Origin of the sequence: Pseudomonas ogarae (genome assembly GCF_014268695.2) — a bacterium.
Classification (GTDB): Bacteria; Pseudomonadota; Gammaproteobacteria; order Pseudomonadales; family Pseudomonadaceae; genus Aquipseudomonas; species Aquipseudomonas kilonensis.
In genome coordinates, this window is the sequence record NZ_CP077086.1 from 4,540,484 (window position 1) to 4,551,855 (window position 11,372).

The 11,372-nt window shown below is 62.2% G+C and carries 9 protein-coding genes; 3 read left to right on the forward strand and 6 right to left on the reverse strand.

Features of this window, described 5'->3' with window-relative positions:
• From glcF to HU749_RS19820, 3 genes are all read left to right on the forward strand, one after another.
• Positions 1-1,221 (forward strand): glycolate oxidase subunit GlcF, encoded by a 1,221-nt coding sequence (glcF, locus tag HU749_RS19810; RefSeq protein WP_095962796.1) that lies wholly within the window; start codon positions 1-3, stop codon positions 1,219-1,221.
• Between the two features lie 88 nt (positions 1,222-1,309).
• Positions 1,310-2,686, forward strand: a complete 1,377-nt coding sequence (gene hglS, locus HU749_RS19815; RefSeq protein WP_186651518.1) for a 2-oxoadipate dioxygenase/decarboxylase HglS — start codon at positions 1,310-1,312, stop codon at positions 2,684-2,686.
• Between the two features lie 298 nt (positions 2,687-2,984).
• Positions 2,985-3,503, forward strand: coding sequence for an Hcp family type VI secretion system effector (locus HU749_RS19820; protein WP_046064583.1), 519 nt, complete (start codon positions 2,985-2,987; stop codon positions 3,501-3,503).
• A 399-nt stretch (positions 3,504-3,902) separates the two neighbouring features.
• On the opposite strand, the gene HU749_RS19825 is transcribed toward HU749_RS19820, so the two are convergent.
• The 6 genes from HU749_RS19825 to HU749_RS19850 all read right to left on the reverse strand — a co-directional run bounded on the left by HU749_RS19825 (position 3,903) and on the right by HU749_RS19850 (position 11,285).
• Positions 3,903-4,076 carry a hypothetical protein gene (locus HU749_RS19825; protein WP_172436074.1) on the reverse strand — a complete coding sequence of 58 codons (174 nt, stop codon included), beginning with the start codon at positions 4,074-4,076 and terminating at the stop codon, positions 3,903-3,905.
• A 31-nt stretch (positions 4,077-4,107) separates the two neighbouring features.
• Positions 4,108-4,350 (reverse strand): hypothetical protein, encoded by a 243-nt coding sequence (locus HU749_RS19830; RefSeq protein WP_046064582.1) that lies wholly within the window; start codon positions 4,348-4,350, stop codon positions 4,108-4,110.
• Between the two features lie 65 nt (positions 4,351-4,415).
• Positions 4,416-5,489, reverse strand: coding sequence for a lipocalin-like domain-containing protein (locus tag HU749_RS19835; RefSeq protein WP_095962794.1), 1,074 nt, complete (start codon positions 5,487-5,489; stop codon positions 4,416-4,418).
• Positions 5,479-7,947, reverse strand: coding sequence for an FtsX-like permease family protein (locus tag HU749_RS19840; protein ID WP_095962793.1), 2,469 nt, complete (start codon positions 7,945-7,947; stop codon positions 5,479-5,481). Before HU749_RS19840 ends, HU749_RS19835 begins: the two co-directional genes overlap by 11 nt.
• Positions 7,947-8,615: an ABC transporter ATP-binding protein gene (locus tag HU749_RS19845; protein ID WP_046064579.1), complete on the reverse strand. Its 669-nt coding sequence runs from the start codon at positions 8,613-8,615 to the stop codon at positions 7,947-7,949. The genes HU749_RS19840 and HU749_RS19845 overlap by 1 nt, the downstream gene beginning before the upstream one ends.
• Positions 8,616-9,587: 972 nt before the next feature.
• Positions 9,588-11,285, reverse strand: coding sequence for a sulfatase-like hydrolase/transferase (locus tag HU749_RS19850; RefSeq protein ID WP_186651520.1), 1,698 nt, complete (start codon positions 11,283-11,285; stop codon positions 9,588-9,590).
• Between the last annotated feature and the right edge of the window lie 87 nt (positions 11,286-11,372).

Here is an 11,372-nt window from a genome sequence, read left to right on the forward strand (position 1 = left end):
ATGCAGACCCGTTTCAGCGATGAAGCCAAGCATCTGCCCCGCGCCGAAGAAGCCGAACGGATCCTGCGCAGTTGCGTGCATTGCGGTTTCTGCAACGCCACCTGCCCCACTTACCAATTGCTCGGCGATGAACTGGACGGCCCGCGCGGCCGCATCTACCTGATCAAGCAGGTGCTCGAAGGCCAGCCGGCGACGGCCAGCACCCAGCTGCACCTGGATCGCTGCCTATCCTGTCGCAACTGCGAGACCACCTGCCCGTCCGGCGTGGATTACCACAACCTGCTGGACATCGGCCGGGCGGTGGTCGACCAAGCCGTCCCGCGTCCCGCCGGCCAACGCGCGCTGCGCCTGGGGCTGCGAAGCCTGGCCACCAGCCCCGAGCGGTTCAAGGCCCTCCTGCGCCTTGGGACAGTGTTCCGTCCGCTGCTGCCGACGAACCTGGCCACCAAGTTGCCCCACCCTTCCCCGCCTCACGGCGAGCGCCCACCTCTGCGGCATCGGCGTACGGTGTTGATGCTCGAAGGTTGCGTACAACCGGGCCTGTCGCCCAACACCAATGCCTCGGCAGCGCGGGTTCTGGATCGACTCGGCGTCAGCGTGATCCCCTGTGCGCAGGCCGGCTGCTGCGGTGCGCTGGATTATCACCTCGATGCCCAGGCCAGCGGGCTGGACCGCGCCCGACAGAACATCGACGCCTGGTGGCCGCACCTGGAAAACGGTGCTGAAGCCATCGTCCAGACAGCCAGCGGCTGCGGCGCGTTCATCAAGGACTACGGGCACCTGCTGGAACATGACCCAGGCTATGCCGCCAAGGCCAAACAAATAAGCGAACGGGCACTGGACCTGGTGCAAGTGCTCGGCAAGGAACCGCTGGAACAGATCTGCGCGGCCAGGAACCAGCGCATTGCCGTGCATTGCCCCTGCACCTTGCAGCACGCGCAGAAACTCGGCGGCAGCATCGAGGCGCTGCTGACGCGGCTGGGTTTCAACCTCACCGAGGTGCCCGACGGCCATTTGTGTTGCGGCTCGGCCGGCACCTATTCGCTGACCCAGCCGGCCCTGGCGCGGCAATTGCGGGACAACCGCCTCAATGCGCTGGAAAGCGGCCAGCCGGAGCTGATCGTCACCGCCAACGTCGGCTGCCAGAACCACCTCGACGGCGCCGGTCGCACGCCCGTGCGGCACTGGATCGAGCTAGTGGATCAGTCCCTGGCAGAATGAAGTCCTGAAGATTCTTCGTTTGCCGGGGCCGGCGAAGGCTGCGATCTTTCGTCCAACTTTCCCACAGCCCTCGCCAGGAATTCTTACGATGAGCTTCGTCAGCCCCGACCTGATCCGCCAACGCTTCTCCAGGGCGATGTCCGACATGTACCGCGACGAGGTGCCGCTGTATGGCGCCCTGATGAAGCTGGTGGAACACACCAACGCCCAAGTGCTGGCCGAAGACCCGGTCCTGGCCGCACACCTGCGCAGCACCGGCGAACTCGAGCGCCTGGACCTGGAACGCCACGGCGCGATCCGCGTCGGCACCGCCGCCGAGTTGGCGACCCTGGGGCGTCTGTTTGCGGTCATGGGCATGCAGCCGGTGGGCTACTACGACCTCACGCCTGCCGGGGTGCCGGTGCATTCCACCGCCTTCCGCGCCGTGCACGAAAGCGCGTTGCAGGTCAGCCCGTTCCGGGTGTTTACCTCGCTGCTGCGCCTGGAACTGATCGAGAACGCCGAGCTTCGGGCTTTTGCCGAATCGGTGCTGGACAAGCGGCAGATCTTCACCCCCAGCGCCCTTGAGCTCATTGACCAGGCCGAACGCCAAGGTGGCCTGAGCGAGTCCCAGGCTGAGGACTTCGTCCTACAGGCCCTGGAAACCTTCCGCTGGCACCACAGCGCCACCGTCACCGCCGAACAGTACCGGCAACTGAGCGCCCAACATCGCCTGATCGCCGATGTGGTGGCGTTCAAGGGCCCGCACATCAATCACCTGACGCCACGCACCCTGGACATCGACATCGTCCAGGCCCGGATGCCCGTGCACGGCATTACCCCCAAGGCCGTGATCGAAGGCCCACCCCGCCGCCAATGCCCGATCCTGCTGCGCCAGACCAGTTTCAAGGCACTCGACGAACCCGTCGCCTTCACCGACCAGCCCCAGACCCAAGGCAGCCACAGCGCCCGCTTCGGCGAAATCGAACAACGTGGCGCGGCCCTCACGCCCAAGGGCCGCGCGCTCTACGATCAATTGCTGAACGCCGCGCGCGATGCGCTGGGGGCGTTTCCCAACGAAGCCAACGCCGAACGCTACAACCAGCTGATGGCCGAACACTTTGTCGAATTCCCTGACAACCACGACGAACTGCGCCGACAGGCATTGGCGTACTTCCGCTATTTCGTGACGCCCGAGGGGCTCGCCGCCAAGGACACCCTTGAGCAAGCGGCCTCCGTGGAGCACTTGCTTGAACAGCAATACCTGCGCGCCGAACCCTTGGTGTACGAGGACTTCCTGCCCGTCAGCGCCGCCGGCATTTTCCAGTCGAACCTCGGCGATGCCGCCCAGAGTCATTATGCCGGCCAGTCCAATCGCCAGGCCTTCGAAGAGGCGCTGGGGCGATCGACCATCGATGAGCTGGGTCTGTACGCCCAGACGCAACAGCGCTCCATCGATGAGTGCAGGGCTGCATTGGGCGTGTAGGAATAAGCCGAAGGACAAAACGGCAAAAAACTGCCTGACAGGCGTGCGCGCGGTGCGCCTTTCTTGGCCACCCGACCCGGGTATCGCGGTGTCTGGTCGAGCCGCGAAGCGCTGCAATGGGCCGGGCAAGCCTTTGAGCGCTTTCTCGCTTGTCCGCAGGGAGGCGCTTCCCGATATAAGATCAACCTATTGATATTTATAGGTTTTTAAAAAATGGCATAGCTCTTGATAACCGTGAGGCCACCTCGGGGCGACTCCCGTCCCAGGCCCCATCGTTATCCAGGAAGGAGAGCATCCATTGGCTACCCCCGCGTACATGACCATTACAGACAACAATCAAATATTGCTGACCGAGAAGGCGTTTACCGCCGACTCGGTGGGTAACATTTATCAGGAAGGTCATAAAGACGAAATCATGGTGCAAGGTTTCCAGCATCAGGTGACCATTCCACGAGACCCCCAGTCCGGTCAGCCAACCGGTCAACGCATACACCAACCTTTGGTCATCACCAAAGTCTTTGACAGAGCCTCACCGCTGCTGCAGCAAGTCCTGTGCTGCGGCGAAGTCCTGACCAAAGTTGAAATCAAGTGGTACCGCACTTCGGCGGCCGGCACTCAAGAGCACTACTACACCACCACACTGGAGGACGCGATCATCGTCGAGATCAAGGACTACATGCTCAACTGCCAAGACCCGGCGAACACGCATTTCACCCATTTGGAAGACGTACACTTCACCTATCGCAAGATCACCTGGACCCACGAAATCAGCAATACCACGGGCTCCGATGACTGGCGTTCGCCCGCCGTCGGTTGAATCGACGGCAGCCGCTCAGGCATCGGCCAACTCTGTGGGTCGATGTGCAGTTGAAAATAATCGATAGTTTTTGATTCGGGGTGGTGTTCGCCCAGTGCGATGGCCTCGGCAATCCATGCACTGGTAAAGAGCCTGACACTGGGCGAACGGGAACAATAATAATCGAACTTTTAAAATATGTCCGTGAGACTGTTTAAATAATTATTCATCGTTACATCTATCCCGCTCAAGCGCAGCGGGTGCAAACATCCTCGTCACAGGTTCGGTGTGTGGACGTCACTCATGGGGACGGCTATACAGCAGTTATGCAAAAACATGGACAAGTACAAAAGTTATCCGCACAACAAAGTTAAACAGTCATTTAAAAACTCTTTTTAATACCAGTCAGCGTGGTGAACCTCAGCCACGCCGACCGGTTTTCTGCGCATCGGTATCCCCTGCCTCAGGGTCGCCGCGCTGTTGTTTGCGCTTGGCCGGGTCATTGGGCCGCAAGGCATCGTTATCGCGTTCCACTTCACCAGGCAATGCCGGTGCGTCGGGGTTTTGCCGGGTTTGATCGGGGCGGTGCTGCATGGCGAACTCCTTGAATCTTTCAGGCCTGAGGTCAGGCGTCAGGGTCGGCGACTTCTTCAGCGACGTTGGCATCCGGGGAGCGCTGGTGCAGTTGCTCGGCCCTGGTCTTCAAGGCCTGCCACTGCGCCAGGTCGATGGCGCCCTGACCGAACAGGTCATTGGCCACCCGCATCAGCTCGGTGAAGTGGGCATCGGGGGACTGCTGCCAGTAGGCCTTGTCGTCGAACAATCGCTGCCAATCGGCCAGCGACGCAAGTTTGAGGTCATCGCTCATGACGGGCTCCTGCGGGACATTCATAAACTATGAGGGTCGACGTTCGCGGGGAGTTCCGGCGATTCTCAGTAGCCGGTCATTTCCAGGTAACCGGTGCCGCCCTGGCTACCACGCAGTCGCACCGGTCCTTCCCAATAGGGAATGCGCAGGTTCATCCAGGCATTGGGATTGAGCGCGTGGAGGGTGATGTCGAGTTGCTTGCTGGGGATCTTGATCGTCCAGACTACCGGCATCGAGCGGCCGGCGACCTTGGCGGTGTCCTGGGGCACAAGGCTGATTTCCCCGGCGTGCAGGGTTTTCGCGTGGCCTTGGGCGTCGATCCAGGTGCCGGTGAGGTACGGCGCACCGTCCTTGTGGCGCATGCGGTAGAGCATCAGGTGCTCGCCGTTGTCCAGGTGCAGGGAAAACCAGTCCCAGCCGGTCTGGTTTGCGGTCAGGGGCTGGCTGCTCCATTCACGGTCGAGCCAGGCCGGGCCGCTGACCGTGTAACGCTGGCCATCGATTTCCAACTCACCGCTGGCCTGGAAGAACGGCTGACTGTAGTAGTACGACGCTTGCCCCTGTTCGGATTTCTGGCTGAAACCTTGCTCGCCCTGCAACACCAGCGGCCGGCTCGACGTCAGCCGCAATGCATAGCTGAAGCGTGGGTCGCGCGCCTTCAATTGCATGTCCGCCAACGGCTCGGCCGCTGAAGCCTGGGTACTGAATTGCCAGTCGTCGATCCAGGCATTGAAGGGCAGCGCCTGCACCCCGGCCTGCCCCACCCCGCCTCGTGCATAACGCTCGGCGGCATGGTGCACGGTGGCGGACGTGACCGCCGCGTGGCCGAGCCAGATCGTCTGGTTGCGCCAGCCGCCGGCCTGGGGCGCGGCATTCAAGGCACTGCGGAACAGCGTCCATTGCACGCCGAACTCATGCCCCTGGGCATCCTTGAGATTGGCGGTGACGTACCACCACTCGATGCGAAAACCTTCATGAAGGCCATGGTCGGCGGGGAAACTGAACACCCGCCCAGGCACAACCGGCGTGAACGCGACAGCCTGGTCGCCGAGGCCGGCAAAGCCCTTTTGCGCTGGCGCTGAGTCATCACAACCGCTGAGCAACGCCAGCAGCAACAACACGCCGACTCTAATTTTCATGGGCAAAGGTCCTTAGCAAATCCGCCGGCTGCGTGCGGTACAACGCGTACAGCGGCCAGGCCGATGCCAGTAGCGTGGCGAGCATCGCCAGGGCCAGCAACTGCACCAATTGCAACGGGAACACCCGCAATGGCAGGCGCCAACCGAAGGCCTGCACGTTGATCACCGTGTCCAGGCACCAGGCCAGGGCGATGCCCAGCGGCAACGCCAGGACCAAGGTCAGCAAGGCCAGCAGCCAGGTCTGGCCGAGGTTGAGCAGCATCAACTGCCGACGCGTCACCCCCAGCGCCCACAGCGGCGCCAACTGGCCGAGACGACTCTGGCTCTGGGTCAGCAGGCTGATGAACAACGCCACTGCGGCCACCGCCAGGGTCAGGCTGTTGAGGGCGGCGGTAGCGGCGAAGGTGCGTTCGAACACCTGGGTCGACCAGCCCTTGAGCCGCGCCTGGTCGACGATGCGGCTGTCATCCAGGCTGAACCGGCCTTGCAACGCTGTCAGTAGCGCCGGAATCGCGGACGGCTCGATGCGCAGGTTGAAACGGTTCGGCGTCAGGTTCGGCCAGTGCGCCAGCAAGTGGTCGGTGTTGACCAGCACATGACCCTTGGGATTGCCGTAGTCGGCGTAGATGCCGACGATGCGCAGTGCCCATGGCCCCTGAGGGGTCGGCAGGGTCAACTGATCGCCGATCCTCACTTTGAGGCGCCGGGCCAGTTGTTCGCTGAGCATGAGGGTGTCGGCGGCGGCCAGTTGCTCCCACGGCTTGTCGCCGGCCGATTCCAGCAGCGGCCAATGCTGTCGATAGTGGGGGTGATCGATGATCCCATGGATGTCCGTCGGCCAGCCCTGCAACGGGACCGACACTTGCCAGAGGGGAACGACTGCAGTGATCGCCGGTTGCTGCTTGAGCCAGGTGTACAGTTCGTTTGCCTGGGCCGGGGTTTGCGGGTTGATGTACAACTCGGCGGTCAACCGTTGTTCGAGCCAATTGCTGAACGTCTGGCGGAAACCGGCAGTCATGCTACCGGCACCGATGTTCGCCGCCAGCGCCAGCAACAAGGCCATCAGCGCCAGGCTCAATGTCGGCAATTGCTGGCGGCAATCGGCGAGAAACCATTGCCCGAGCACCGAGCGGCTGTGGCGCAACAACCGCTTCAGTGCGCTGTTGAGCAGCACCGGCAAGGCCAGCGCCGCGCCCAGCAACAAGGCGCTCATCAGGACAAAACCGCTGGCCAGGCTATCGCCCCAGATCAACGCCGATGCGGCAATCAACGCCGCCACCGTCGCCACCCAACCCTGGCGTCGCAGCCATCGCGCATGGGCCTGATGCCAGGCTTGGGGGTTGGCCAGCACCAGCAAGGGCAGGCGCGCCGCGCGCAGCAGGCTGTCAGCGCCGGCCAGCAGTGCACCGAGCAGGCTCAGGCCGACACCGCTGAACCACCACCACGGGCTGAGGTTCAAGTGCCCGGCCACTTCGGCGCCGTACAAACCCCGCAGGCTCGCCGCGACATCGGGCAACAACAGGCTCGCCAGCCAATAGCCGCTGAGCACCCCGGCTATCCCGCCCAGCAAGGCCAACGCGCCCAGTTCGATGGTCAGGCTGGTGACCAGCACCCGCGCACTGACGCCACAGGCGCGCAGGGTCCGCAACAGACTGCGGCGTTGTTCCAGGGCCAGGCCGATGGCCGCGTGGACGATGAACAGACCCACCACGAAGGATAAAAAACCCAAGGCATCGAGGTTCAGGTGAAAACTTTCGGTCAGGCGCGACAGGTTGTTTTCTTCATCGGCGTGCTTGAGTTGCAGGCGACCGTTGAACGCTTCCGGTAATTCGGCGCTGAACGTGGCAGGCAACAACAGTCGCGACAGTTGCTCCGGCAACCCGAGTACCTGTTGGGCAAAACCGATGTCCATCAACAGCACGCCCGGCGCCATGTCCTCCTGGGCATGCAGCGGTGGCAGGGATTGCCCATCGACGCTCTGGGGGCGGTCACCCTCGGTCAGCCCCAGGGCTTGCAAGGTTTGCGGGGCGATCCAGGTGCGGCCGGGGTCGGTAAAGAACGCCACTACCTCGGTCATCTCCCGCGCCTGCCCCGCCAGCGCCGCACCGGGCGGCAGCGACACCGGATCGATGCCCATCAGTTGCAGGCGCTGATCCTCGTGGTCCTTGAGCTGCACCCGAGCCTGCAACACTGGCGACACCGGCCAGCCCTGGCGCCGCAGCTCGACAAACCATTGCTGGGGGAAGGTGCCGCCACCGGGTGCACCGAGGCTGGCCTGGGGTTCGCCGCCGATCAGTTGGCTGGCCCGGGCGTAGCTGTCCCGGGCCTGACTGTTCAGCGCTTGTACGCCGGTGAGCAGGCTGGTGGCCAACCACAGGCCAGTCAGCACGCTGAAGAATTGCACCGGGTGCTGGCGCCAATGGCTGAGCAGGGCCTTGAGGGTCTGGCGAAAAATCATCACCCCTGGGCCACCTGCGCCAACTGCCCGCCATGCAACACCACGCGCTGGGCCAGGCGAGCCGCCACCCGTGGACTGTGGGTCACCATCAGCAGGCTGGTGGGGCTACCCTCCAGCAGTTCCAGCAGCAGTTGTAGCACTTCGTCGCTGGTGGCTTCGTCGAGGCTGCCGGTGGGTTCATCGGCCAGCAACAAGGGCGGTCGCGAGGCCAACGCTCGCCCCAGCGCCACCCGCTGTTGCTGGCCGCCGGACAGTTGCTCGGGATAACGCCGCAGCAGCGCTGAAAGCCCGAGCCGCTGTACCAGATGGGCTTGCCACGCTGCGTCATAACGGCCGCACAGACGCGCCTGGAACGCCAGGTTGTCCTCCACCGACAAGCTGCTGATGAGGTTGAACTGCTGGAACACCAGGCCGATTTCCGTGCGTCGCCAATTTGCCAACTGGCTTTCACTCATGCCATCGAGCCGATACTCGCCACTGCGAATGCTGCCGCGATCGACTTTGTCCAGCCCGGCGACCAGATGCAGCAAGGTGCTCTTGCCACTGCCCGACTCCCCCATCAGCGCCAGGCTGCTACCGGGCATCAGCGTCAGGTCGATGCCTTGCAGTACCGGCAATGGGCCCTGAGGCGTGGGGTAGCTTTTGAAAACATCGCGGACTTCAAGCATGAAAAGGCTCGATGGATGAACGTGGGGTCAGGATAGCGGAGTTGAGGGGCTGGCCCCATCGGCCAATACAGCTCCGCTGGTGAGCCTTGGTATTTGCTCGTCGGGTTGGGGTGTATATCCGTTGCTGCGGTAACGGCCGCTTATGGTTCCGCTTTTACAGCGGCTCACTTTTGAAAAGCGCAAAAGTAAGCAAAACGCTTTTGCCCCACCACTTGGTGCCTCGCCTAGGCTCGGCATGCCCTCACTCCGGCATTGCTCCGTGGGCCCGCCGCGAAGGGCCATCCATGGCCCAGCGCGGCTATCCCGGCATCCATGCCGGGATGCCCACTGCACAATGCCTGCGTTCGGCCAGCGTGGTTAACGGGGCATCCGAGATCAACGTCCACCGCGAGGCGGCCTTATAGCCGACCTGGTTCTTGGTGGGACCGCGTTTCTACTGTGGGAGCGGGCTTGCTCGCGAAGGCGGTAGATCAGTTTGCAGTGATGGTGGATGTGCCGACGTTATCGCGAGCAGGCTCGCTCCCACAAGGGGGCTGCGGTGTACATAAAGTTTGTGGCTTCTGAAGACCCAATGTGGGAGCGAGCCTGCTCGCGATAGCGGTGGCTCAGCCACATAGATGCCGACATGTGTCCCGCTATTGCTCTTGCTCTTGCTCTTGCTCTTGCTTTGGACGTTGATCTCGGCGCCCCGTTAACCACGCTGGCCGAACGCAGGCATTGTGCAGTGGGCATCCCGGCATGGATGCCGGGATAGCCGCGCTGGGCCATGGATGGCCCTTCGCGGCGGGCCCACGGAGCAATGCCGGAGTGAGGGCACACCGAGCCTAAGCGAGGTGCCGAGTGGTGGGGCAAGCCTTTTTTGCTTACTTTTTTTGGCGTCTGAAAAAAAGTGAGTCGCCGTAAGGGCGAAACCCTAAGTGGCCGTTACCGCAGCAATGGATATGTACTCAATCAACAAGAGCTCAGCACCAGTCAATGCCCCTCCGCCATCTCAACCTGGCCGGACTGCGGTGTAACGATGTCGCCCAAGTCGATGTGTTTCCAAGCCGGTTTCGCCCCCAACCGCGCATTAAAGCGATAGTTGAAAGTGAAATCATCATCGGTCGGTTGGCTCAGGGATTTCCCATAGGCCGATTCAACCCCGGCCGGGTCGTAACCCATCAACTGCAACAGTGTCGGGAAGATGTTGTAGTGGCTCGAACGGTCCTTGTTCCGGGCCCAGGCATCGCGCCAATCGAGGGTGTGCAATTGGCTGCCCTGGATCACCACCAACGGCACCAGGCCTTCTTCGGCCACCGGGTCACCGCCGCAATGGGTGTTGAGCCCGGGGTTGCCGCGCTCGTGCAAATCCTGGCCGTGGTCGGAGGTATAGATCAACACGGCATGGCTCAAATCGGCCTGCTGGAAGATTCGCTTGAAGAACTCGCCGACGTTCCACAGCAAGGTGTTCTGGTAAGCGTTGCGGTACAGCAACCAGTCATCTTTCTGGCCGTTGAAGCCATCGCGGCTGCCGGTGTCCGCCACTTCCTGGAACTGCCCTCGTGGCAAGGCCGGACGGTAGGTCATGAAGTCGTCGGGGTATTTGTCGTGTACCGGGAAATGCGCCCCCACTTTGTTGATCACCACCAGTTCGGCCTGGTTGTCGCCCAACAGCTCGATCAACTTCGCCGCAGCCGCCATGTCGCGGTCGCGCACGCTGGCCTGGTCGAATTGGACGAATTCGTCGATGTCCTGTATTTCCAGCTCGCTCATCAGGTTCTGCAGGGAGCCACCGGTGCGCTGGGCGTCGATGTAGACGGTACGCAAACCGGCCTTCTTGGCATACTGCCAGATCGACGGTCGGGTGCTGTTGATGCGCACGTAGTCGGTGCGCGTGCCGCCGTAGCGCAGGGTGACGTTGGTGTCGGCACTGCAATTGGCGATGGAGGCCGCATAGCCGAAATTGAAGACATCCACGCCCTCGGGCGGCGTCTTCAGGCCGGTGTGCACGCCGAACGGCGTGTTGATATCTAGGTAATTGCCGCCGATGCTTTCATCGATGATCAGCACGATATCCTGTTCGATTACAGACGATCGTCGTACCAGGGTGACCGGCTCCCGAGGGCCGACGGTGTTGTGCAAGGACTCGTAGGCAAACAGATTCAAATAGGCCAACGGCGTGTACATCACCGGCAGGCCGCGTGCGCCCTCACCCGCCCGCACGAACAACACGCCACTGAGCAACAACACGCCCAGCACGGGCGCCGCCATGGGCAGGTAACCAGGCAACCGCACCGACCGTCGAGGCTTGAGCGCGATGCCGAACAACAGCAGCAAGCCACTGATCACCGCGCTGATAATCACCTCGCGGTACTGATAGGCCGCCTCCTGGATAAATCCCCCCGAGTACACCAGCGAAACGAACTGGCTATAGGTCAGGTAACTGTCCGTGACCCGGGTGTACACCTCGAAAAACACCGCTGAAACAAACATCACCAAGGCAAACACATGCCTCACCAAGGTCTGGCGTATGTAGGCGCTCATCCACAGCGCCAGCACCAACAGCACAAACATGGCGCCGAACAGCAAGGTCGCCAAGCCCAAGCCCAACGCGTCGAGACGGTCGAGGTAATAGTCGTATCCCTTGAGCAGGTACAGAACCAGCAGCAGTTCCTTGAGGTAACGGGCCATGTTTTCCTCGACCGGATCGCAGTGTCGAAAGCGCTTCGTTCCTGCACGTTAGCAGCCGATTTTCAAAGCGCAAGAAATGCTTCATCC